We start from the raw sequence: 21,950 nt of genomic DNA on the forward strand, positions 1-21,950 counted from the left end.
ACCTATGAACACGATCCCCATCAAGACCATCGCTGAACCGGCGGTCACCTGCTCGACCTGCGCAGCCTGCTGTTGCCAGCTCGAAGTCATGCTGATCACCGACACTGGCGTGCCCGAACGTTTTATCGACACCGACGATTGGGGCGGGGAAGTCATGCTGCGCCTGGATGACGGCTGGTGCGCCGCGCTGGATCGCGACAGCATGATGTGCACCATTTACGAAAAGCGCCCGCTGATCTGCCGGGAGTTCGAGATGGGCGCACCGGAGTGCATCGACGAGCGTCAGGGGATTGCGACGGCGTACAAGTAAGTATCGAGCTGCACTTCATTTGTGGCGAGGGAGCTTGCTCCCGCTGGGGTCGCGAAGCGGCCCCAAAAACCATCACCTGCGTCCTGCCGGGAAGATTCTGTCGCAAGATTTACGACTGCTCTGCCCGAGCGCGGACCGGCCGGCGGGAGCAAGCTCCCTCGCCACAAAAACCTCTGAGCCGCAGATGTTACAGCGGCATCGTGTAATGCAACGCGTAGCTTTCTATACCGTCATTGGTGACGTTGATATGGGCGTTGGAGTAATGCGTCGCGCGAATCCCGATTTCATGCCCGCCAGCAAACCGCAAGCCGAACCCCAATCGATCCTCAAATTGAAAAGCCTCGCCCAACCGGCGATCGTCCACTTCGTCGTGAGCGAATACCGCAACGCCGATGCCGGCCTCCAGATAAGGTTTGACGGTTTGCCCGGAAAACTCATAAACGAACACCGGAGAGAACGACAGGCTGTGATTGTTTACAGTCTTGTTACCATTCCAATAGGTGTACGCACCGCTCCAGTAGCCCGTCACGCGCCCGACATCAGTCTGCCACCAGCTTTTATCCCAATCCCATTGCAGGCCCAGGCGATAAGTCTGGGTCGAACCGCTGGTCTGGCCAACCGCAAACTCGACGCCAGCGGCTTGTGCGGTAAAACTGTGCCCCAACAACGCGACCGCGATCGCGGCTGAACAGAACAGTCGTTTCATGAGAAACATCCTTTTCCGAACGATTATGTTTGTTTTTTGGGGCTCAACAGACGTGCTATGAAGATCCACGCCTCAATAGAAATGCATCCAATTGAAGCGCTCCCCAAAACGACTTTCTACAGGCTGAAGCTTTGCACAACCCCGGCGTTATGCCAGAGCAGCGGCAGGATATTTCTCAAGTGCTCGGGGCTGGCACTGGTCCAGAACTGCGCGTCGCGAGGTGGTCCCTCTGCGAGCAACTCACGCTCGGCCAGCAGGCGCTGGGTTTGCCGGGCAACCGCCGCGCCAGTATCGATCAGGCTGATGTCGGCGGGGAGCATCTGCTTGAGCAATGGCTTGAGGAAAGGATAGTGCGTGCAACCAAGAATAATCGTGTCACACCCGGCGGCCAGCAGAGGTTCGAGATAACCGGCCAGTAACTGGCACAGCTCCTGGCTGTGCAGGTCACCGGCTTCGATCAGCTCCACCAACCCTGGGCACGGCTGAGTGATGACCCGTACATCGGTGGCAAAACGGTCGAGCAAGGCCGCGAACTTGGCGCTCTGCAACGTCCCGGTAGTGGCGAGCACACCGACCACGCCACTGCGAGTGGCCGCGGCGGCTGGCTTGACCGCAGGCTCCATGCCGATGATGGGCCAGTCCGGGTAGTCACGACGCAAATCCGCGACACCGGCCACGGTTGCCGTGTTGCAGGCCACGACCAAGGCCTTGGCACCTTGCCGGACAAAAAACTCCGCGACTACGCTGCAACGCTGGCGAATGAACTCGGGAGATTTCTCGCCGTAGGGAATGTTCCCGCAATCGCCGACATACAACAGCGATTCATTGGGCAACAATTGCTGGATCTCAGCCAGCACCGACAACCCGCCGACCCCGGAATCGAACACGCCGATGGGCGCTTCACGCATGCCTGCCCCCGCAAACACTGCAGCCTGGATCACGCTTGACCCGCAACTCACGGAACCGCGCCCCCAAGGCATCGATTAATAATAACCGTCCCACCAACGGCTCACCGAACCCGACCAACAGTTTCAGCGCCTCAAGCGCTTGCAGGCTGCCCACCAACCCCACCAGCGGCCCAAGCACGCCGGCCTCGCTGCAGGTCAGTTCGGCTTCGCTGCCGTGTCCGTACAAGCAGTGGTAACACGGGCTCTCGGCGCGACGCGGGTCGAACACCGACAACTGCCCTTCCAGGCGAATCGCCGCGCCGCTGACCAAGGGTTTTCGCGCCGCTACACACGCCGCGTTCACCGCTTCGCGGGTGGAAAAATTGTCGGAGCAATCGAGCACCACATCGACCGCCGACACTGCAGCCGCCAACGAGTCTTCGTCCAGCGCGGTGCGATGAGCGATCAGTTGAATCTCGGGGTTTATCGCCGTCAGACGGCGGATAGCCGAGTCGACCTTGCTCAACCCGACGCTGTCGGTGTCGTGAATGATCTGCCGTTGCAGGTTGGTCAGGTCGACCGTGTCGAAATCCGCCAGATGCAACTCACCGACGCCGGCAGCCGCCAGGTACAGCGCGACCGGCGCACCGAGCCCACCGAGGCCGACGATCAAGACGCGGCTTTGCTTGAGTCGCAATTGGCCGTCGATGTCGACGTGTTGCAACAGAATCTGCCGGCTATACCGCAACAGCTCCTGATCATTCAGCACGGTAGACGCCCCAGACTGATACGTTCATGGTCACCGAGGTCCTTGCGGCTGTGGACCTCTTCAAAACCCTGGGTCAGCAGCAAATCGCGCACGGCATCGGCCTGATCATAACCGTGCTCGAGCATCAACCAGCCGCCCGCTTCCAGGTGGCCAGGCGCCTGGGCGATGATCAAACGCAAGTCATCGAGCCCGTCGGTGCCGGCCACCAACGCGCTGGCCGGCTCGAAACGCACGTCACCGGCCACCAGGTGCGGGTCGGCGGAGGCTATATAAGGCGGATTACTGATGATCAGCGTGTAGCAATGATCTTTCAGCGCACTGAACCAGTGACTGCTCAGCACCGTGACGTTGTTCAAGTGCAGACGCTGGCGATTGCGCTCGGCCAGGGCCACGGCCTCGAGGATCCGGTCCACTGCAGTGACTTGCCAGGCTGGACGCTCGCTGGCCAAAGCCAGGGCAATCGCGCCGCTTCCGGTGCCCAGATCGAGAACCCTGGCGGGTGTTGCGGGCAACAGTTCCAGGGCAGTTTCGACCAGCAACTCGGTGTCCGGGCGCGGGATCAGCGTATGCGGCGCCACTTCCAGGTCCAGCTTCCAGAAACCCTGCTGGCCGAGAATATAGGCCACCGGCTCGCCGGAGCGACGACGTTGCAGGTACTCGGCAAAGATCAGCGCCGCTTCGCTGGGAACGATGCGCTCCGGCCAGGTGTGCAGAAAACTGCGGGACTTGCCCAGGGCCGCGGCCAGCAGCAATTCGGCATCCAGGCGCGCGGTCTGCGAGTCAGGCAGGTCGGCTGCACGTAACAAACTGGCAATGATGGTCATTTATTCACCTATCGCTGCCAGTTGGTCTGCCTGGAATTCGGCCAGCAACGGCTCGATCACGGCATCGACGCCACCCGCGAGGATTTCGTCGAGGGAATACAGCGTCAGGTTGACCCGATGGTCGGTGACCCGCCCCTGGGCGAAATTGTAGGTACGGATTCGCTCGGAGCGGTCGCCCGACCCCACCAGCAACTTGCGCTCGCTGGCGATGGCATTCGCCGCAGCGCTGGTTTGCTGGTCATTCAATTTAGCCGAGAGCCAGGACATCGCCCGCGCCCGGTTCTTGTGCTGGGAACGTTCTTCCTGGCACTCGACCACGATGCCCGACGGCAAGTGGGTAATCCGGATCGCCGAGTCGGTCTTGTTCACGTGCTGACCGCCTGCGCCGGAGGAGCGATAGGTATCGACGCGCAAATCTGCCGGGTTGATCTCGATCGCTTCCTGTTCGTCCGGCTCAGGCAATACCGCCACGGTACAGGCCGAGGTGTGGATACGTCCCTGGGATTCAGTGGCCGGAACCCGTTGCACGCGGTGCGCGCCGGATTCGAACTTCAGCTTGCCGTAGACATTGTCGCCTTCGACCCGCGCGATAACTTCTTTAAAGCCGCCGTGTTCGCCGATGTTCTCCGACAGAATCTCGACCCGCCAGCCACGCCGTTCGGCGTAACGCGAATACATGCGGAACAGGTCACCGGAGAAGATCGCCGCTTCGTCGCCACCAGTACCGGCACGAATTTCCAGGAACACGTTGCGCCCGTCGTTCGGGTCCTTGGGCAGCAGCATGCGTTGCAGGCTGGCTTCAAGTTCGATCAGTTGCTCTTTGGCTTCGCGGACTTCTTCGACGGCCATTTCGCGCATGTCCGGATCGCTGTCCTTGAGCAGCGCCTGGGCACCTTCGAGATCGCCCTGAACCTTGAGCAACTGTTTATAGGTGGCGACAATCGGCTCAACTTCCGCGTATTCCTTGGAATAGGTGCGGAATTTGTTCTGATCGGAAATGACTTCGCCATCGCCAAGCAAGGCGGTCAGTTCCTCGAAACGGTCCTGGAGGATGTCCAGCTTATTGAGCAGTGACGCTTTCATTGCGGTTTTTTATCCGAAGAGCTATCCGAAGAGCCCTCACCGAGGGCAAAGAGTTCCTGGGCCATGGCCAGCGCATCGAGGCGGCCTTCGGCGGTAAGCTTTTTCAACTGCACGCTGGGGGCATGCAACAGTTTATTGGTCAGGCCACGGGCCAGTTGCACCAATACGTCTTCAGCGCTGCTGCCGTTGGCGAGCATGCGCTGGGCTTTTTGCAATTCTTCATCACGCAGGCGTTCGCTCTGTTGACGATAGGCCTTGAGCACATCCACCGCCGCCAGTTCACGCAGACGGACCATGAAGTCGTCGGCGCCGATGGAAACCATTTCTTCGGCCGCCTGGGCAGCACCCTGACGGCTCTTGAGGTTTTCAGCGACCACTTCGTGAAGGTCGTCGACGCTATAGAGGTAAACGTCGTCCAACTCGCCGACTTCCGGTTCGATATCCCGTGGCACGGCGATATCGACCATGAAGATCGGTTTGTGCTTGCGCAGCTTCAAGGCACTTTCTACCGCGCCTTTGCCAAGAATCGGCAACTGGCTGGCGGTCGAGCTGATGACGATATCACTGCGCACCAGTTCTGCCGGGATGTCCGAGAGCAACACCGCGTGGGCGCCGAACTGCTCGGCCAGGATGCTTGCGCGCTCCAGGGTCCGGTTGGCGACCACGATCCGCTTCACGCCCAACTCATGCAAATGGCGGGCGACCAGGGTAATGGTCTCGCCGGCGCCGATCAGTAACGCCTGGCTGCGCTGCAAGTCACTGAAAATCTGTTTCGCCAGGCTGACCGCGGCAAACGCCACGGACACCGGGTTTTCACCGATGGCGGTGTCGGTTCGCACCTGCTTCGCCGCATTGAACGTGGCCTGGAACAAACGCCCAAGCAGCGGACCAATGGTGCCGGCCTCACGGGCCACGGCGTAGGCCGATTTCATCTGGCCGAGAATCTGTGGTTCGCCCAACACCAGCGAATCGAGCCCGGAGGCGACACGCATCATGTGACGAACTGCCGCATCATCTTCATGCACATAAGCGCTGGCACGCAGCTCTTCGAGGCTCAAATGGTGATAATCGGCCAACCAGCGCAACACGGTATCCGCAGAAAGCTGATCCTGTTCTATATAGAGTTCACTGCGATTGCAGGTGGAGAGGATCGCAGCTTCGCGGCTGTCGGTGAGTCGGCAGAGCTGCTGCAAGGCCTCAACCAGCTGTTCCGGGGTAAAAGCCACGCGCTCGCGGACGTCTACGGAAGCAGTCTTGTGGTTAATACCGAGTGCAAGGAAGGCCATTCAAGATCGCTGATGATGTCGAGAAGCCGACAATTGTCCTACTTCGCCTGACTCAGAACAACCATTGCCGACTATTGTCCTGATACCTTGCCTCTATATAGGGGCTCGAGCACCTGAACAGGGATTGGGTTCAACGGCAAATTGACAGGCCGGTTATGTTTGGTCGAAGGCTTGTGTCATGATGATCCGACCGCAGGTTAGTCGTCCTCTTCCCATATGAATAGATCTTCCGCGTTGCTCCTCGCTTTTGTCTTCCTCAGCGGCTGCCAGGCCTTGGCACCCGTTTCGCCGAGCGGTACCCCGCCGGTCGAAGGCAGCACGAAGGCCCCTGAAAAGCCCAAGGTTTACAGCTCGTTCAGCGAAGACACGATCTTCAGCCTGCTGAGCGCGGAACTGGCTGGCCAGCGCAATCGTTTCGACATTGCCCTGGACAACTACGTGACCCAGGCCGTCAACACCCAGGACCCGGGCATCTCCGAGCGAGCCTTTCGCATCGCCGAATACCTGGGCGCCGATCAGGCAGCACTTGATAGCTCGCTGATCTGGGCGAAAAACGCCCCGAACGACCTCGAAGCACAGCGCGCCGCCGCCGTGCAGCTGGCCCGCGCCGGGCGTTATGACGACTCCATGGCCTATATGGAGAAGGTTCTGCTGGGCAAGGGCGATACTCACTTCGACTTCCTCGCCCTGTCTGCGGCCGATACCGATCAGGACACCCGCAACGGTCTGATGAAAAGTTTTGACCGTTTGCTGCTGCGCCATCCGAAAAACAGCCAACTGATTTTCGGCAAGGCCCTGTTGCTGCAACAGGACGGTGATACCAAGGGTGCACTGGCGCTGCTTGAGAAAAACCCTCCGCAAGACGGTGAAATCGCCCCGATTCTGTTGCGCGCGCGCCTGCTGCAAAGCCTTAACCGTGGCAAAGAAGCGCTGCCGCTGCTGGAAAAAAGCATCCGCAAATACCCGGACGACAAACGCTTGCGCCTGACGTATGCCCGCATGCTGGTCGAACAGGACCGCATGGACGACGCCAAAGAGCAGTTTTCAAGCCTGGTCCAGCAGTATCCGGAAGACGACGAGTTGCGCTATTCCCTGGCACTGGTTTGCCTGGAAGCCAAGGCCTGGAAGGAGGCCAAGGGTTACCTGGAAGACCTGATCGCCCGGGAAAGCCATGTCGACTCGGCCCACCTGAACCTGGGTCGCATCGCCGAAGAACGCAACGACCCGCAAGGCGCCCTGATCGAGTACGCACTGGTCGGCCCGGGCAACGACTATTTGCCGGCGCAACTGCGTCAGTCCGACATCCTGATGAACAACGGACGCACCGCCGAAGCCCAAAGTCGTTTGGCCAGAGCCCGCGACGAACAACCGGATTACGCGATCCAGCTGTATCTGATCGAAGCCGAAACCCTGTCTGCCAACAAGCAGGACGATCGCGCCTGGGCCGCTCTCGATAAAGGCTTGAAGCAGTATCCGGACGATCTGAATCTGCTTTATACCCGGGCCATGCTCGCGGAAAAACGCAATGACCTGGCGCAGATGGAAAAAGACCTGCGACTGATCATCAAGCGTGATCCGGACAACGCCATGGCGCTGAATGCCCTCGGTTACACCCTGTCCGACCGCACCACGCGTTATGACGAAGCCAAGACCTTGATCGAGCACGCGCACCAGCTGAACCCGGAAGACCCGGCCGTTCTCGACAGCCTCGGCTGGGTGAATTACCGCCTGGGCAACCTCGATGTAGCCGAACGCTACTTGCGCCAGGCCCTGGAGCGCTTCCCCGATCAGGAAGTCGCGGCGCACCTGGGTGAAGTCCTGTGGGCCAACGGCAAGCAACGCGAAGCCAAACAAATCTGGGGCAAATTCCTCAAGGAACAACCCGACAGCCCTACCCTGCGCAGCACCATCAAGCGCCTGACCGGTTCCGAGACTCTTTAAAATCATGTTTTTGCGCCACATCATTGTTTTCAGCTTCATCGCCCTGCTCGCCGGTTGCGCGGGCTTTGGCGCCCGTGAGTCCGTCGAGGGGCACGGCAATCCCGCGCAATGGCGCGAACACAAACAGCAATTGACGGGCCTGGATGGCTGGCAAATCAACGGCAAGGTCGGCATCCGGGCCCCGAAAGACTCGGGCAGCGGCACCTTGTTCTGGCTGCAACGACAGGACTATTACGATATTCGTCTGTCCGGCCCGCTGGGTCGCGGCGCGGCACGCTTGACCGGTCGCCCTGGCCAGGTATCACTGGAAGTGGCCAACCAGGGTCGCTTTGAGGCGCCAACGCCTGAAGCCCTGCTTGAAGAACAGCTGGGCTGGAAACTGCCAGTTTCGCATTTGGTCTGGTGGGTTCGTGGATTGCCTGCCCCTGACAGCAAAAGCCGCCTGAACCTGGATGCCGACAGTCGCTTGGCCACGCTTGAGCAGGATGGCTGGCAAGTCGAGTACCTCAGCTACATCCAGCAAAACGGTTATTGGTTGCCCGAGCGGATCAAACTGCACGGCACCGACCTTGATGTCACGCTGGTGATCAAGGACTGGCAACCTCGCAAATTGGGGCAATGACATGCCTGCCACTCGCCTGACCCTGCCCTCGCCGGCAAAACTGAATTTGATGTTGCATATCCTGGGCCGCCGTGAAGACGGCTACCACGAGTTGCAGACGCTGTTTCAATTTCTCGATTACGGCGACGAAATCACCTTCGCCGTACGCGATGACGGTGTCATTCGCCTGCACACCGAGTTCGAAGGCGTCCCTCACGACAGCAACCTGATCGTCAAAGCCGCCAAAAAACTTCAGGAACAATCCGGTTGTTCGCTGGGCATTGATATCTGGATCGAAAAAATCCTGCCCATGGGCGGCGGAATCGGTGGCGGCAGTTCGAATGCGGCCACCACGCTGCTGGGCCTCAATCATCTCTGGCAACTGGGCTGGGACGAGGATCAACTGGCCACGCTGGGCCTGACGCTCGGCGCAGACGTCCCGGTTTTCGTCCGTGGGCATGCGGCTTTTGCTGAAGGCGTGGGAGAAAAGCTCACCCCTGTAGACCCGGAAGAACCGTGGTATCTCGTGCTGGTACCGCAAGTATCTGTAAGTACAGCAGAAATTTTTTCAGATCCGCTGTTGACACGTAACTCTTCTCCCATTAAAGTGCGCCCCGTTCCCAAGGGAAACAGTCGAAATGACTGCTTACCGGTGGTAACAAGGCGTTATCCAGAGGTACGTAACGCTTTGAATTTGTTAGGTAAATTTACCGAAGCAAAACTCACCGGAACTGGAAGTTGTGTGTTTGGGGGCTTCCCAAGCAAAGCTGAAGCTGATAAAGTCTCGGCCCTTCTTACAGAGACCCTTACAGGGTTTGTAGCAAAAGGAAGCAACGTTTCGATGTTGCATCGCAAGCTGCAAAGTCTGCTCTAAAAGAACCGGGTACTGGGTACTCGTTGCAACAGATACAGGGGCGTCGCCAAGCGGTAAGGCAGCAGGTTTTGATCCTGCCATGCGTTGGTTCGAATCCAGCCGCCCCTGCCATTTTCCTATACTCATCCAGGTTACCCTCAGCCTTCAGGTACTGCGCGTGTCCAAGATGATGGTCTTTACGGGGAACGCTAACCCCGATCTGGCTCGGCGTGTCGTACGTCAGCTGCATATCCCTCTCGGTGACATTTCTGTCGGTAAGTTCTCCGACGGCGAAATCACTGCCGAGATCAATGAAAACGTCCGCGGTAAAGACGTCTTCATTATTCAGCCGACTTGCGCTCCGACCAACGATAACCTGATGGAACTCGTCGTGATGGCTGATGCCTTCCGTCGTTCCTCAGCCACTCGAATCACTGCGGTGATCCCCTACTTTGGTTATGCCCGTCAGGATCGCCGTCCGCGTTCCGCACGTGTGGCTATCAGTGCGAAAGTCGTCGCTGACATGCTTACCGTAGTCGGCATCGATCGTGTTCTCACGGTTGATTTGCATGCTGACCAGATCCAGGGCTTCTTCGATATTCCGGTAGATAACATCTACGGCTCCCCGGTACTGGTGGATGACATCGAAGATCAACGCTTCGAAAACCTGATGATCGTGTCCCCGGACATTGGCGGCGTCGTGCGTGCACGTGCTGTTGCCAAATCCCTGGGCGTGGATCTCGGGATCATCGACAAGCGCCGTGAGAAAGCCAATCACTCTGAAGTGATGCATATCATCGGTGATGTCGAAGGGCGTACCTGTATTCTGGTTGATGACATGGTCGATACCGCCGGCACCTTGTGCCACGCGGCTAAAGCCTTGAAAGAGCATGGCGCTGCCAAAGTCTTTGCCTACTGCACACACCCTGTGCTGTCGGGTCGGGCCATCGAAAACATTGAAAATTCCGTGCTGGACGAGCTGGTGGTGACTAACACCATCCCACTGTCCGCTGCAGCACAAGCCTGTGCACGTATCCGCCAACTGGATATCGCACCGGTAGTTGCCGAAGCGGTTCGCCGCATCAGCAACGAAGAATCGATCAGCGCGATGTTCCGCTAAGGGCCCTGCCCTTCGGATACATCTCGATGACGAAAAGCGCCCCGCCCCGGCATAACCTGTCGGGGCGGGGCTTTTTTGCCCATATCGCCTTTAGCGCTGGTCGCAAACGCTGGGGCGAATGTGGTTATTTTGGAGATACAACATGAACGATTTTACTCTGAATGCTGAAGTGCGTTCCGACCTGGGGAAAGGTGCGAGCCGCCGCCTGCGTCGTCTCGCAAGCCTGGTTCCAGCTGTAGTTTACGGTGGCGAAAAAGCCCCTGAATCCATCAGCATGCTGGCCAAAGAAGTTGCCAAACTGCTCGAAAACGAAGCGGCTTACAGCCACATCATCGAGCTGAATGTTGGCGGCACCAAGCAAAACGTAATCATCAAGGCTCTGCAGCGTCACCCGGCCAAAGGCCACGTGATGCACGCTGACTTCGTACGCGTTGTTGCTGGTCAGAAACTGTCCGCTCACGTTCCTGTGCACTTCGTCAACGAAGCTGCTGCAGTGAAAAAAGGCGGCGAAATTTCGCACGTTGTTGCTGAAGTTGAAGTTTCCTGCCTGCCAAAAGACCTGCCTGAATTCATCGAAGTCGACCTGGCTAACGCCGAAATCGGTTCGATCATTCACCTGTCCGACCTCAAGGCCCCTAAAGGCGTTGAATTTGTTGCTCTGGCTCACGGTAACGATCTGGCTGTTGCCAACGTTCACGCTCCACGTGTTGCTCCAGAAGCTGCAGAAGGCGCTGCAGAGTAATTCACTCTGTACGCAGGAGTGACCCAGTAACATCGCGGACTGGAACGTAGCGAGAAGGCGGGCGGGAACGCGAAGTTTACATAATGGTAAATGAGCATTTTTCGTCCACTTTCGCCGCACACCCCCATTGCAGCGATGTTATCCACCACTCCAAAGAAGGGCCCCTGATGTGACTGCCATAAAACTGATCGTTGGCCTGGGAAATCCAGGCGCCGAATACGAACAGACCCGGCATAACGCAGGGGCCTTTTTTGTTGAGCGCATCGCGCAAGCACAAGGCGTCAACCTTGTGGCCGATCGCAAATATTTCGGCCTGACCGGGCGCTTCTCGTATCAGGGTCAGGATGTTCGTCTGTTGATTCCCACCACCTACATGAACCGTAGCGGCCAGGCCGTGGCGGCTCTTGCCGGTTTTTTCCGGATCAAACCGGAAGAAATACTGGTGGCGCATGACGAACTCGACTTGCCACCCGGCGTTGCCAAGCTCAAGCAGGGCGGCGGGCATGGCGGTCACAACGGGTTGCGCGACATCATCGCGCAACTGGGCAATCAAAATACCTTTTACCGCTTGCGGCTCGGCATTGGCCACCCAGGCGTTGCCAGTATGGTTTCAAACTTTGTCCTGGGTCGTGCGCCACGCGCCGAACAGGAAAAACTCGATGCCAGCATCGACTTTGCCCTCGGCGTGCTGCCGGATATCCTCGCCGGAGAATGGAACCGCGCGATGAAAAACCTGCACAGCCAGAAGGCCTGACTCTAACTCCTAGGGGAAACACCATGGGATTCAATTGCGGCATCGTCGGCCTGCCTAACGTCGGCAAGTCCACCCTGTTCAACGCCCTGACCAAATCCGGTATCGCGGCCGAGAACTTCCCCTTCTGCACCATCGAACCGAATACCGGTATCGTGCCGATGCCGGATAAGCGTCTGGAGGCCCTGGCGGCCATCGTCAATCCAAAGCGCATCCTGCCGACCACCATGGAATTCGTCGACATCGCCGGCCTGGTTGCCGGCGCCTCGAAAGGTGAAGGTCTGGGCAACAAGTTTCTGGCCAACATCCGCGAAACCGATGCCATCGCTCACGTGGTCCGCTGCTTCGAAGACGAGAACGTGATTCACGTTTCCAACAGCGTCGACCCGAAACGCGACATCGAGATCATCGACCTCGAACTGATCTTCGCCGACCTCGACAGCTGCGAGAAGCAACTGCAGAAAGTCACCCGCAACGCCAAGGGCGGTGACAAGGACGCCGTGGTTCAGAAAGGCCTGCTGGAGCAGTTGATCGCTCACTTCACCATCGGTAAGCCTGCGCGCAGCCTGATGAAGAACATGAACGCCGATGAGAAAGCGGTGATCCGTGGCTTCCACCTGCTGACCACCAAACCGGTCATGTACATCGCCAACGTTGCCGAAGACGGCTTCGAAAACAACCCGCTACTCGACGTGGTCAAGGCCATCGCCGAAGAAGAAGGCGCAATGGTTGTGCCGGTCTGCAACAAGATCGAAGCGGAAATCGCCGAACTTGAAGACGGCGAAGAAAAAGACATGTTCCTCGAAGCCCTGGGTCTCGAAGAGCCTGGCCTGAACCGCGTAATCCGCGCTGGCTACGAAATGCTGCACCTGCAGACCTATTTCACCGCCGGCGTTGAAGAAGTCCGCGCCTGGACCGTCCGCGTCGGTGCCACCGCACCACAAGCCGCTGGCGTGATCCACACCGACTTCGAGAAAGGCTTCATTCGCGCCGAAGTCATCGCCTACAACGACTTCATCCAGTACAAGGGCGAAGCCGGTGCCAAAGAAGCCGGTAAATGGCGTCTGGAAGGCAAGGATTACATCGTCAAAGACGGCGATGTGATGCACTTCCGCTTCAACGTCTAGCGTTGTTGGAATCGAAAAAGCCGCGTTGATTCGCGGCTTTTTTTTGGGCGTTATATCGACCCGCTATGCGCGACTAGAACAGATAGCCCATGTAGATCGCGGCGGCTCCACCGGCCTGCACACCAGCGTTCATGCCGGCCATGACCACCGCCCCCTTGGCCGACTGCAGCAACTGCCGGTTGACCGTGGAGGAGGCAATGAGCGAGGTCGCCGGGTTGGAGTTTAGAACCGCCGCCAACGCCAGCAGCTTGGGATCAAGCCCGAACAACAGAGCCGTGGCCGAACCGCCGACCACCAGCCCCGCCCCCACTTCGGTATACAGGCAAGGCCCCGTGATGTCGTCACTGGTCAGGTCACGACTGACCAGGGCGTCGCTGACAAACACCTTGCCAGTGCTGGGAAAAGCCTCCGCCGCACCGGCTGCCCCTACGCTCTTACCCTTGAGCTGGATATTGATCTTGCCGAAACGCGGCAAGCGCGCGCCAAATCCGACCCCCAACCCGACGCCGCCGTAGCGGTAGCTGACGTTCTCGCCCTGGGGCGAACGCAGGATGATCGAACCGCCACTGCCCGCCACCAAGGCTACGGTCAGACCGCCGCCGCTGGCGGTCTGATACTGCCAGCGGCTCTCATTGAGCGGGATCGGGATGTTGTAGCTCATCGTTCAAAGTCCTTTATGTGAATGAACTGCGCCGCGACCGCACTGGCGGATGCCCATTAACAGGCCGGCAAGGGTGAACAGCAGACCAATACAACCCAGTACCCCGGGAGTGGCCCACAGTGCAGCAGGGGTATCGACCACGGCGCTACTGGCCGGCTGCTCGGGCAGGTAATACACCCGCACCGGCTGATCCTGCCGATAGCCAAAAATAAAGCCGCCCTGGGGGTAGGAAATCTTTTCACCACTGCTGGTGGTGAAGGCGATCTCGGGATGCGAACCACCGGCATTCAAGTGGCTGACGATGCCATCGGCGGCCTGTGCGTGGGCGAGGAATCCGCGTCGTTCAAGCGTGAGATTGACGGCAATGCCCAACAAGCCGATACCAATCAGGGCAAAGAGCAGCCCCTGAAGCATCTTCCCGAGGCGTGACGGGGTGAGGTTAGCCATGGCTTGTCTCGGTATTCGTCCATGAAAGAAGGCGGTCAGGATAACAAGAAACCACCGGGAAGTGCTTTGTACGACGCAGTAGATAATGCCTGTTCGAGAATTGCGACGTCCTGACCGAAGCAAGGAAAGTATCGACGCTCTCGGCCAACCAAGAGCAGACCGAGAGCTAGATCAATGCTGGCCGTCCTTTATAGGGGCGAGCTTGCGAGCAAGTGAGATCGACCAGTTGCTTGGGCTACCGCCTATAACACGATCTGCCCTACACTCGACGGCGCAGCCGGCGCCATCAAGCCAGCGCCACTTCCATCCCCCGCCTCTTGATCCCTAGGCTGCACAGCGCTGCCCATTCAGCACTGACGCACCGGAACCAAAGCAACCGACTGAATACCTGAAAGCAGCTGCATTAAGCGGGCTTTCAAGGTGAGTATTATGGTCGGGCCGCTCTTCTGCGGGACATATGGATGAGTGCTGATCTACGACTATCCAGGGAAATTCGCTCTTCGACAGCAAAGGGTAAGAAGCCCAGTTTTGGATAAAGCAGCAAGCCTGCTGTATTTTCATTGAAGCACGAGATCTGCACCTCTGTGGCGTCATAGCGGTCGAACGCCAGAGCCGTCATCGTCTCCACGACGAAGGTCGCCACACCTTTACCTCGTGCCTCTTGGGCAACGATGACATTGCCGATACAGCAAACCCCACCCGTTTCAGCCCGATAAAAGTTAGCAAAGCCGACGACGCTGTTCTGGGTCTCGACAACCGTCGAGTCGAATCGTTGAGTAATAGCGTTAGACAGCTGAGCTTCAGTCAGAGGGTATTGAGCTTTCGGGAACATATAAAACAGTTCCCGAGCGTTCAGGGGAAAGCTACAGATAGTTTTGATGTCATCAGCCTTCACTGGCCTGTGTTGTAATATCATCGCGCGTCCTTGAGTCCTTGCCTATTCCACGCTTCAATCGGGGCTACTTTCCGGCAGCATGACACGCGAACGCATCTTGCAACTGCCCGAAGACGATTGGCGTAAGGCCCGAAGTGCTGACTTCCAGGAGCCCCGTTTGAGTGCGAACCTGGCATTGGTTGATGTTATGGCACGCATCGGAGAAAGGCACGGGGTGAGCGCTGCTGCGGTTGCCATCGCCTGGGTACTTCGCAAACCTGTAGTGACGGGCGCTATTGTCGGTGCCCGCCGTACCTCACAAGTAGACGGGCTGATTGCAGCCTCGGAGTTGCGCCTTGACACGGCGGAAATCGACGAAATTCGGCCGTTTCTGCCGTCGGGCATGGGAACAAATGTCCCTGGCGCCGCCTGACACCATGCTGAACTATTACGGAGTCCCGTTTCTTCCATGCAGGAGGTAGCCAGGTCGACGACTCAACCGTTCGTAATAGGCACTTACAGCAGGAAAGTCTGGATGATCGAGCGGTGTTTCAAACCATCGGTTAACCGACAGGCCTATCGGTATGTCTGCGAGAGAAAACCCGTCTTCACAGACGTAGGCTCCTGTTGATTCGAGTTGTCGATTCAGGATCTCCATGTGCCTTGACCACAGGCTGCAAGCGGCTGCCAAGGCTCTGCTGTCCTGATGTTCAGGCGAATGCCTGACCAACGACATGAAGGCATACGTCCACGATTTGTTGAGGTCCGACGCTTGCCAGTCTATCCATTGGTCCACCCGCGCTCTTGCTCTCGGTTGGACCGGGTAAAAATGACCTCCGTTATAGCGAGACGCCAAATACCGAATGATCGAGTTTGACTCCCAGAGCACGAAGTCGTCGTCCTGGATCACCGGCACCATTGCGTTGGGGTTCAGCGAAATGAATTTGGGCGTGCGCGTCGACTTGAAGCCAGAACCCCAGTCCTCCCGCTCAAAGGGGATTTCGATCTCGGCGCATGCCCAAAGTACCTTTCGTACATTGATCGACGATGCCTTACCCAATATGCGCAACATTTCATGTCCTTATCGTTCAGGGTGGTTGGTCAGGGGCTTTCGATAACCCGCTCGGATCTTTTTCTAGTGCGTCTGGCGCGATGCACAGGGGCCGCTCTCAAATCTGGGCGACGCAGGTTTACTGCGCCGCGCCAACCGCAAACAGCCCGGTTCAGCGCCGCCCTTCGACGGCCATGCGCACGGCCAGCCCGCGAGGACCATCCCCATCAGCCAGCGTTGCACGATCTGCCACACGGGCCTGCTGGCGAGAAATGTTGCGATGGAACCAGCCATGACGGCAATCAGCGCGTTGACGCTCACGCTAATGACGATCTGCGTAAAGCCAGGCACGATGGATTGCGCCAGCATGCTGCCGTGGTCGGCGTGTTGGACTTGACCGCTTGCCAGGCAAGGTAGAGCAGATAGCGCGCCGCCGAGTCGCAGCGCGTCATACCCATAGGGAACCGCCAAGACCAAGGCTGCGATAGTAGGGCGGTCAAAGGGGGAGCGTTAGATACAGATTGACTGACAAAACGTCATACAGCGGTCGCAGCACTGGGTATCCGCTCCCTGGGAATACGTTTGACTTCAACGTGAGCAATGGCTTGCCCCAATAGCGCATCCAAACACTCTGACGCAGTCAGCCGCGTGCATTATGGATGAGGGCTTTCGGTCGGGAGCCGCCTGTTGTGCCAGGCCGGAATCGACCGATTCTGTTGAAAAAGCCGGCCATGGTTTGCGCATCAAAAAAGTACACGTCCGGGATTGAAATCTTTACTTTTGGCAGAGACTTCCAGACTCGGATTTTACGTAGCAGCGTGCAAAAAAAAAGCGCCGACGGGATCGTCAGCGCCTTTGCCTCATGAGGGTTCTGCTCAGGCTTTTCGGGTCCTTGGCAAAAAGATCGCCAGCACCCCGAACAGCGGCAAGAACGAACACAGCCTGTACACGTATTCAATGCTGTGAATGTCCGCCAGATGCCCCAGCAGCGCCGCACCAATCCCGCCGAAACCGAACATCAGGCCGAAGAACACCCCGGCGATCATGCCGACATTACCCGGCACCAGTTCTTGCGCGTAGACCACGATGGCCGAGAATGCCGAGGCCAGGATGAAGCCAATCACTACGCTCAAGATGCTGGTCCAGAACAGGTCGACGTGAGGCAGGATCAAGGTGAACGGTGCAACACCGAGGATCGAGAACCAGATCACCGCCTTGCGGCCGACCTTGTCGCCAATCGGCCCACCAAAGAAGGTCCCCGCCGCGACCGCTCCGAGAAACAGGAACAGGTGCAGCTGCGAACTGGCCACCGACAGGTCGAACTTCTCGATCAGGTAGAAGGTGAAATAACTGGTGAAGCTGGCCATGTAGAAATACTTGGAAAACACCAACAGCCCCAACACCACCAACGCGCTCACCACCCTGCCCTTCGACAGCCCGTGAGTCGCCGCCTGGCCCTGCTTGAGCTTGAACAGGCTCAAGTGATTGGCGTACCAGCGGCTAATGCCATAGAGCACCACCAACGCAAACACGGCGAACAAGCCGAACCAGGCGACATTGCCCTGACCGAACGGAATGATGATCGCCGCCGCCAGCAGCGGCCCAAATGCGGAGCCGGCGTTGCCACCGACCTGGAAGGTCGATTGCGCCAACCCGAAACGCCCACCCGAGGCCAACCGTGCCACGCGAGAAGCTTCCGGGTGAAAGGTCGAGGAGCCGACTCCGATCAATCCTGCGGCCAATAGAATCAACGGAAAACTGCCGACCTGGGACATCATCAAAATGCCGACCAGAGTGCAGATCGCTCCTGCCGGCAGCAGATACGGCTTGGGATGGCGATCGGTGTAGTAACCGACCCATGGCTGCAACAGCGATGCCGTGAGCTGAAAGGTCAGGGTAATCAGGCCAACCTGGGTGAAGGTCAGCCCGTAATTGGCCTTGAGCATCGGGTAGATCGACGGCAGCACCGACTGAATCAGGTCGTTGATCAAATGCGCCAGCGCCACCGCGCCGATGATTCGCATGACCAACGGGCTGCTTTGCGAAGTCGCGAGTGCCGGCGATGCGACAGTTTGAGCGTTACTGGTAGCCATGAGAGTTTCCATACAGCGTAAAGGAGAGCATTTGCAGGTGCGCCAATGTGCCATCTTTCGGTGCAGCAACGCCATCCCCTTAGCCTGCTAACGATCTCTGGATTGTCGACCGTCAGGTAATAGCGCAGTGCCATGGTCTGAATCTTGCCTTGCTTATCCGCTTCAACGCGGCCCCTTACAAAGGGGACCGAGAATGGGAAGTTTCACCACAGCGCCGGTCCCACAAGACCCGCCGAGGTGAATTTTCGAGGCCTTTTATGAGGGCACAGGGTGCGGCCATCACGCCGCGACCGCACGCCATTGGTGCGTGGTGCCCAGAGGAGTAGTCGGGCATGCAGGCTTTTCTGGCACCGGGGATTGGACTGCTTGGGCGTTTCGGTTTCGCCCGCAAGTTTCAGTTGTTGTTTCTGCTGTTTATCCTGCCGCTGGCGGGCAGCCTGTGGATGATTGGCCAGGATTACCGCGACAAGCTCAGCCTGATTGCCGGCGAGCGTGCCGGTGTGCGCCAGCTGATCGCCCTCGACGCGTTGGACAACCTGCTCGCCGCCCAACGCGACCGCGCCGCGCGCTGGCGCGCCACCGAAACCAATCGCCAACCAACACCGGCCACTGTCGCCGCGATGGCCGCGTTCGATGCAGTACAGCCTGCTCTGAATCAAGCCGTGAACGATCTTGGCCATGCGCTGACAATCGAAGGGGCCGAGGCCGACACCCTCAGTCGCTATCAAACCCTGCAAACCGCGCTCAATGGTCTGGACTCGAAAAGCCTGAGCAGCGTCGGTTGGTGGCCGGACGGTTATGAACGCTTCACTGCGGCCCTCAGCGCGCTGCAAGCACTGCGCGAACAGATCGCCATGGATAACCGCCTGACCCTGGCTCCCTGGCTGGAAACCTACCTGCTGACGCAGATCTCGACCCAGCACGCGCCCGACCTGATCGAACGGGTCGGTCGCCTCGCCAGCATCGGCCAGGCATCGGTGGTGTCCGGACAATTCTCATTGCAAAGCCGCCTGCAACTACGCGATCTGCGCGGCCGCATTGGCGACGCTCGCGAGCAACTGATCAAGACTGGCAGCCTGCTCGAAGCACGACTACCCAGTGCATTGCAGGCCTGGGCCGGGCAATACCACGACAGCCTCAAGCATCTGGACACCGGACTGAAAGGGTTGGATGACGGCATGTTCGGCGCCAGCATCACGCTCAAACCAGAAGACTTCGAACGCAACCTCGACGCCCTCCTCTCTGACCTCGCCTCGCTGCGCCAGCAAACGCTGGTGTCACTGGATCAGCGTCTGGACTACTACCACGGCTCGGCCATTCGCCAGTTCATCCTGGTGGCGAGCGTCCTCGGTTGCCTGCTGCTGGCCGCGCTGTATTTGTTCATCTGCCTGCAAGCTTCGATCCGCCGTAGCGCCAGCGGCATCACATTGCTCGCCGAAGCCCTGCGCGATGGCAACCTGAGCCTGCAAGTGCCGGTGCACGGTCGCGATGAGCTGGCAGCGATCAGCACCGCGCTCAACGTTGCGGTGGTGCAACTGCGCACCAGCCTGCTGGGGGTCGATCACGAAACCCTGCAACTGGGCAACGCGGTGCGAGCCCTCAATACTCACGCCAGCGAGGCACTGGGCGAAGTCGAAGCCCAACAGTTGCAGATCAGCCAGATCGCTGCTGCGGCCACGCAACTGGCCGCAACTTCACAAGGGGTCGCCCAGAGTTGCGAACACGCCTCAGGCAGCGCTCAGCAGACCCAGCGCATTGCCGCCGAGAGCAGCCGTGACAGCCAACGCACCACCGCGAGCATTCAGCAGCTCAATCAACGCCTGAACGATACTGCCGCCGCCCTTGGCCGGGTCAGCGAACAAGGGCAGCAGATTCAACTGGTGGTGGACACCATTCGCGGTGTGGCCGAGCAGACCAACCTGCTGGCGCTCAATGCCGCCATCGAAGCCGCCCGCGCAGGCGAACAAGGCCGGGGCTTTGCGGTGGTCGCCGATGAAGTGCGCAGTCTGTCGCAGCGCACTCAATCCTCCACCGCACAGATCGCCGGCACCGTCGACAGCCTGCGCAGCACTGTCAACGAAGCCGTGAGCCTGATGGAAGCCGCCTGCGGCCAGGCCCAAACCGACGCACAAGCGGTTACCGGTCTTGGCGAACGGCTGGGGGAAATCGCCAGCGCGGTGCAAAGCGTCACCGATACCCTGGCGCAGATCGCGACAGCGGTAGAAGAGCAAGCCAGCACCGCCGATGAGGTCAGTGGCAACATCCAGCAAGTCGATCAGGCCGCCGTGCGCCTGCTTGAAGGCGCACGGGCGGTGAACCTCGCGGCGGACACCTTGAGTTCGGGCAGCAAGGCATTAAGCGAGAATACCGGGCGGTTTCAGCTGGGTTAAAGCTGAAAACTCATCCGTTTTTATGGGGCGGGTTGATAAGCGGTTGAAAGCGTAGAGAAATATTTTAGATTTACGCTTGACACTTCATCGTTACGAGCCAATAATGCGCGCCACTTGGCTACATAGCTCAGTTGGTTAGAGCATAGCATTCATAATGCTGGGGTCCGGGGTTCAAGTCCCTGTGTAGCCACCAAGTACTAAAAACGGCTTACCGAAAGGTAGGCCGTTTTTTTATGCCTGAAGAAAAGTACCCGGCCCACCGACGGCTCACATCGCTCTGTGAGCCGCTGGATTCATCAAGCGCCGAAGCGCTCGACTATAGCGTGGGCAATGCCGACAACGCCTTTTCCCATATCTGCCGGGTGCGAACCCAGACCATTTCCTGCCAGTCACTGTCAGCGGGATAGAACTGCTCAACAAGCTTCAGTTTGATCGCCCGCCCCACTGCATCACCCGGATTGCCGTGCAGGTGCAACCAGTGATCGTCACGCAGATGAGCATGCACCGCCTCTCCCGGGTAGGTGCCGCACTCGATGACAAACGGCATCAGGCGCACCTGCGGCAGCGCATCAAGTAGCGCCTGCGAGGTGTAGCCAGTGGCCGATGCCGCAATCCCGGTTTCGCTGTGGGTCTGCGCGCCGGTTTGAATGGTGTAGAGCCACGGACCGTAAATGGCCTGCGCCTGCTCCAGTGCCGGATAAGCCGCTTGCGTAACGGTCAGCAGCATCGGATGGCCGTACTCTCCCGCACCGGAGTGCAGGTCGAAACACATCGCGACCTCGGCCTGGGAGAGATGCGCCGCAATAATCTGATGCAAGGTCCGGTTCGACCAGCTCGGCGCCAGCCCACCGTAAAACAGACCGTCGGGATGACTGTGCTGACCACCCTCGACAATCGACATCACTGTCGGCCAGCCATGCTCGCTTAACTGCGTGGCGAGCAAGGCATCGGCGCGTTCACGCTCCGGGCCGTGTAACTGGCTGAAGGCATAAATCGGGTGCAGCGCCGCGTAGGCCTGATTGTCGGGCAACGGCCGATCAAAGTTCAGGTGATTGCGGTTCAGGTCGATGTTGTCTTCGTTGACGCGACGTAGCCACGCCGTGCCCCAGGGGTTGATCAAGTGGATCATCACCACCGCGACGTCATCGGGCAGTGGACGTTTGCCGAACTCGTTCAGCCAGTTGATCTGACACTCCGAACCGTAGAACCCCTCAACCCCGTGGGTGCCGCTCAGCATCACCAACAAACGCTTTGCACCGGGGTCGCCGAGCACCGCCACATCAGTGCTCAAGGACTCGCCAAACGGCCCTTTGAGTGGATGCGGGTATTCAGTCAACCGGGCGCCGGCTGCGGTCGCTACCGCCAGGAATTGTTCGCGCTGCGAACGGTAACTTGGCTGCGTTGGGAACTCGGTCTGCATGTCGGCCTCTTGTT

The 21,950-nt window shown here is 58.8% G+C and carries 21 protein-coding genes, 2 tRNA genes and 2 pseudogenes; 12 read left to right on the top strand and 13 right to left on the bottom strand.

The window, feature by feature from the left end; all coding sequences use genetic code 11:
• Window positions 1–4: 4 nt before the first annotated feature.
• Window positions 5–310: a YkgJ family cysteine cluster protein gene (locus KRR23_RS03200; protein ID WP_019693624.1), complete on the top strand. Its 306-nt coding sequence runs from the start codon at window positions 5–7 to the stop codon at window positions 308–310.
• A gap of 187 nt (window positions 311–497) precedes the next feature.
• On the opposite strand, the gene KRR23_RS03205 is transcribed toward KRR23_RS03200, so the two are convergent.
• The 6 genes from KRR23_RS03205 to hemA all read right to left on the bottom strand — a co-directional run bounded on the left by KRR23_RS03205 (window position 498) and on the right by hemA (window position 5,865).
• A complete protein-coding gene (locus tag KRR23_RS03205; RefSeq protein WP_216741290.1) occupies window positions 498–1,016 on the bottom strand; it encodes an acyloxyacyl hydrolase in 519 nt (172 codons plus the stop codon).
• Window positions 1,017–1,132: 116 nt separating this feature from the next.
• A complete protein-coding gene (murI, locus tag KRR23_RS03210; protein ID WP_216741291.1) occupies window positions 1,133–1,924 on the bottom strand; it encodes a glutamate racemase in 792 nt (263 codons plus the stop codon).
• Entirely contained in the window at window positions 1,917–2,672 is a 756-nt protein-coding gene (locus KRR23_RS03215; protein WP_103318437.1) for a molybdopterin-synthase adenylyltransferase MoeB, read from the bottom strand. Before KRR23_RS03215 ends, murI begins: the two co-directional genes overlap by 8 nt.
• Window positions 2,666–3,496, bottom strand: a complete 831-nt coding sequence (prmC, locus tag KRR23_RS03220; protein WP_216741292.1) for a peptide chain release factor N(5)-glutamine methyltransferase — start codon at window positions 3,494–3,496, stop codon at window positions 2,666–2,668. The genes KRR23_RS03215 and prmC overlap by 7 nt, the downstream gene beginning before the upstream one ends.
• Window positions 3,497–4,579 carry a peptide chain release factor 1 gene (gene prfA, locus KRR23_RS03225; RefSeq protein WP_054595622.1) on the bottom strand — a complete coding sequence of 361 codons (1,083 nt, stop codon included), beginning with the start codon at window positions 4,577–4,579 and terminating at the stop codon, window positions 3,497–3,499.
• Complete coding sequence (gene hemA, locus KRR23_RS03230; protein ID WP_216741293.1) at window positions 4,576–5,865, bottom strand: glutamyl-tRNA reductase; 1,290 nt, start codon at window positions 5,863–5,865, stop codon at window positions 4,576–4,578. Before hemA ends, prfA begins: the two co-directional genes overlap by 4 nt.
• A gap of 216 nt (window positions 5,866–6,081) precedes the next feature.
• On the opposite strand from hemA, the gene KRR23_RS03235 reads away from it, so the two are divergent.
• The 8 genes from KRR23_RS03235 (at window position 6,082) to ychF (ending at window position 13,000) form a co-directional block, all read left to right on the top strand.
• A complete protein-coding gene (locus KRR23_RS03235; protein WP_216741294.1) occupies window positions 6,082–7,806 on the top strand; it encodes a tetratricopeptide repeat protein in 1,725 nt (574 codons plus the stop codon).
• 4 nt (window positions 7,807–7,810) lie between these two features.
• The gene (lolB, locus tag KRR23_RS03240) at window positions 7,811–8,428 is read left to right on the top strand and encodes a lipoprotein insertase outer membrane protein LolB (RefSeq protein WP_216741295.1); all 618 of its coding nucleotides are present in this window, start codon (window positions 7,811–7,813) and stop codon (window positions 8,426–8,428) included.
• Between the two features lies 1 nt (window position 8,429).
• Entirely contained in the window at window positions 8,430–9,281 is an 852-nt protein-coding gene (gene ispE / locus KRR23_RS03245; protein WP_216741296.1) for a 4-(cytidine 5'-diphospho)-2-C-methyl-D-erythritol kinase, read from the top strand.
• Window positions 9,282–9,317: 36 nt separating this feature from the next.
• Window positions 9,318–9,392: transfer RNA gene (locus KRR23_RS03250), tRNA-Gln, on the top strand.
• Between the two features lie 46 nt (window positions 9,393–9,438).
• The gene (locus KRR23_RS03255; protein ID WP_003171603.1) at window positions 9,439–10,380 is read left to right on the top strand and encodes a ribose-phosphate pyrophosphokinase; all 942 of its coding nucleotides are present in this window, start codon (window positions 9,439–9,441) and stop codon (window positions 10,378–10,380) included.
• Between the two features lie 142 nt (window positions 10,381–10,522).
• A complete protein-coding gene (locus tag KRR23_RS03260) occupies window positions 10,523–11,122 on the top strand; it encodes a 50S ribosomal protein L25/general stress protein Ctc (RefSeq protein WP_054595617.1) in 600 nt (199 codons plus the stop codon).
• A 169-nt stretch (window positions 11,123–11,291) separates the two neighbouring features.
• Complete coding sequence (gene pth, locus KRR23_RS03265) at window positions 11,292–11,876, top strand: aminoacyl-tRNA hydrolase (RefSeq protein ID WP_054595616.1); 585 nt, start codon at window positions 11,292–11,294, stop codon at window positions 11,874–11,876.
• A gap of 23 nt (window positions 11,877–11,899) precedes the next feature.
• Window positions 11,900–13,000 (top strand): redox-regulated ATPase YchF, encoded by a 1,101-nt coding sequence (gene ychF / locus KRR23_RS03270; protein ID WP_103318429.1) that lies wholly within the window; start codon window positions 11,900–11,902, stop codon window positions 12,998–13,000.
• A 73-nt stretch (window positions 13,001–13,073) separates the two neighbouring features.
• On the opposite strand, the gene KRR23_RS03275 is transcribed toward ychF, so the two are convergent.
• From KRR23_RS03275 to KRR23_RS03285, 3 genes are all read right to left on the bottom strand, one after another.
• Window positions 13,074–13,661 (bottom strand): hypothetical protein, encoded by a 588-nt coding sequence (locus KRR23_RS03275; RefSeq protein ID WP_216741297.1) that lies wholly within the window; start codon window positions 13,659–13,661, stop codon window positions 13,074–13,076.
• A 3-nt stretch (window positions 13,662–13,664) separates the two neighbouring features.
• The gene (locus KRR23_RS03280; protein ID WP_216741298.1) at window positions 13,665–14,108 is read right to left on the bottom strand and encodes a DUF3592 domain-containing protein; all 444 of its coding nucleotides are present in this window, start codon (window positions 14,106–14,108) and stop codon (window positions 13,665–13,667) included.
• A gap of 427 nt (window positions 14,109–14,535) precedes the next feature.
• Window positions 14,536–15,024, bottom strand: a complete 489-nt coding sequence (locus KRR23_RS03285) for a GNAT family N-acetyltransferase (RefSeq protein ID WP_216741299.1) — start codon at window positions 15,022–15,024, stop codon at window positions 14,536–14,538.
• 13 nt (window positions 15,025–15,037) lie between these two features.
• On the opposite strand from KRR23_RS03285, the pseudogene KRR23_RS03290 reads away from it, so the two are divergent.
• Window positions 15,038–15,415, top strand: a pseudogene (locus tag KRR23_RS03290) (aldo/keto reductase); the annotation flags it as partial.
• Between the two features lie 15 nt (window positions 15,416–15,430).
• Here KRR23_RS03290 and KRR23_RS03295 read toward each other — a convergent pair.
• From KRR23_RS03295 to KRR23_RS03305, 3 genes and pseudogenes are all read right to left on the bottom strand, one after another.
• Window positions 15,431–16,054 (bottom strand): glutathione S-transferase family protein, encoded by a 624-nt coding sequence (locus KRR23_RS03295; protein WP_216741300.1) that lies wholly within the window; start codon window positions 16,052–16,054, stop codon window positions 15,431–15,433.
• Window positions 16,055–16,205: 151 nt separating this feature from the next.
• A pseudogene (locus KRR23_RS03300) lies at window positions 16,206–16,519 on the bottom strand (LysE family translocator); the annotation flags it as partial.
• 389 nt (window positions 16,520–16,908) lie between these two features.
• Window positions 16,909–18,126 (bottom strand): MFS transporter, encoded by a 1,218-nt coding sequence (locus KRR23_RS03305; protein ID WP_216741301.1) that lies wholly within the window; start codon window positions 18,124–18,126, stop codon window positions 16,909–16,911.
• 332 nt (window positions 18,127–18,458) lie between these two features.
• Between KRR23_RS03305 and KRR23_RS03310 the strand changes: the two genes are divergently transcribed.
• Window positions 18,459–20,516, top strand: coding sequence for a methyl-accepting chemotaxis protein (locus KRR23_RS03310; RefSeq protein ID WP_216741302.1), 2,058 nt, complete (start codon window positions 18,459–18,461; stop codon window positions 20,514–20,516).
• A gap of 116 nt (window positions 20,517–20,632) precedes the next feature.
• A tRNA-Met gene (locus KRR23_RS03315) sits at window positions 20,633–20,709 on the top strand.
• Between the two features lie 123 nt (window positions 20,710–20,832).
• Here the strand turns inward: KRR23_RS03315 and KRR23_RS03320 are convergent.
• The gene (locus KRR23_RS03320; RefSeq protein WP_216741303.1) at window positions 20,833–21,936 is read right to left on the bottom strand and encodes a DUF2817 domain-containing protein; all 1,104 of its coding nucleotides are present in this window, start codon (window positions 21,934–21,936) and stop codon (window positions 20,833–20,835) included.
• Window positions 21,937–21,950: the final 14 nt, after the last annotated feature.

It is taken from the genome of Pseudomonas sp. CVAP#3, from assembly GCF_018986375.1.
In the GTDB taxonomy this organism is placed as follows: Bacteria; Pseudomonadota; Gammaproteobacteria; order Pseudomonadales; family Pseudomonadaceae; genus Aquipseudomonas; species Aquipseudomonas helvetica.

Excerpts from the sequence above, each read along its gene's own strand:
- KRR23_RS03200 (WP_019693624.1), top strand. The coding sequence starts at position 5 with ATGAACACGATCCCCATCAAGACCATCGCTGAACCGGCGGTCACCTGC.
- KRR23_RS03205 (WP_216741290.1), bottom strand. The coding sequence starts at position 1,016 with ATGAAACGACTGTTCTGTTCAGCCGCGATCGCGGTCGCGTTGTTGGGG.
- murI (WP_216741291.1), bottom strand. The coding sequence starts at position 1,924 with ATGCGTGAAGCGCCCATCGGCGTGTTCGATTCCGGGGTCGGCGGGTTG.
- prmC (WP_216741292.1), bottom strand. The coding sequence starts at position 3,496 with ATGACCATCATTGCCAGTTTGTTACGTGCAGCCGACCTGCCTGACTCG.
- prfA (WP_054595622.1), bottom strand. The coding sequence starts at position 4,579 with ATGAAAGCGTCACTGCTCAATAAGCTGGACATCCTCCAGGACCGTTTC.
- hemA (WP_216741293.1), bottom strand. The coding sequence starts at position 5,865 with ATGGCCTTCCTTGCACTCGGTATTAACCACAAGACTGCTTCCGTAGAC.
- KRR23_RS03235 (WP_216741294.1), top strand. The coding sequence starts at position 6,082 with ATGAATAGATCTTCCGCGTTGCTCCTCGCTTTTGTCTTCCTCAGCGGC.
- lolB (WP_216741295.1), top strand. The coding sequence starts at position 7,811 with ATGTTTTTGCGCCACATCATTGTTTTCAGCTTCATCGCCCTGCTCGCC.
- ispE (WP_216741296.1), top strand. The coding sequence starts at position 8,430 with ATGCCTGCCACTCGCCTGACCCTGCCCTCGCCGGCAAAACTGAATTTG.
- KRR23_RS03260 (WP_054595617.1), top strand. The coding sequence starts at position 10,523 with ATGAACGATTTTACTCTGAATGCTGAAGTGCGTTCCGACCTGGGGAAA.
- ychF (WP_103318429.1), top strand. The coding sequence starts at position 11,900 with ATGGGATTCAATTGCGGCATCGTCGGCCTGCCTAACGTCGGCAAGTCC.
- KRR23_RS03275 (WP_216741297.1), bottom strand. The coding sequence starts at position 13,661 with ATGAGCTACAACATCCCGATCCCGCTCAATGAGAGCCGCTGGCAGTAT.
- KRR23_RS03280 (WP_216741298.1), bottom strand. The coding sequence starts at position 14,108 with ATGGCTAACCTCACCCCGTCACGCCTCGGGAAGATGCTTCAGGGGCTG.
- KRR23_RS03285 (WP_216741299.1), bottom strand. The coding sequence starts at position 15,024 with ATGATATTACAACACAGGCCAGTGAAGGCTGATGACATCAAAACTATC.
- KRR23_RS03295 (WP_216741300.1), bottom strand. The coding sequence starts at position 16,054 with ATGTTGCGCATATTGGGTAAGGCATCGTCGATCAATGTACGAAAGGTA.
- KRR23_RS03305 (WP_216741301.1), bottom strand. The coding sequence starts at position 18,126 with ATGGCTACCAGTAACGCTCAAACTGTCGCATCGCCGGCACTCGCGACT.
- KRR23_RS03310 (WP_216741302.1), top strand. The coding sequence starts at position 18,459 with ATGCAGGCTTTTCTGGCACCGGGGATTGGACTGCTTGGGCGTTTCGGT.
- KRR23_RS03320 (WP_216741303.1), bottom strand. The coding sequence starts at position 21,936 with ATGCAGACCGAGTTCCCAACGCAGCCAAGTTACCGTTCGCAGCGCGAA.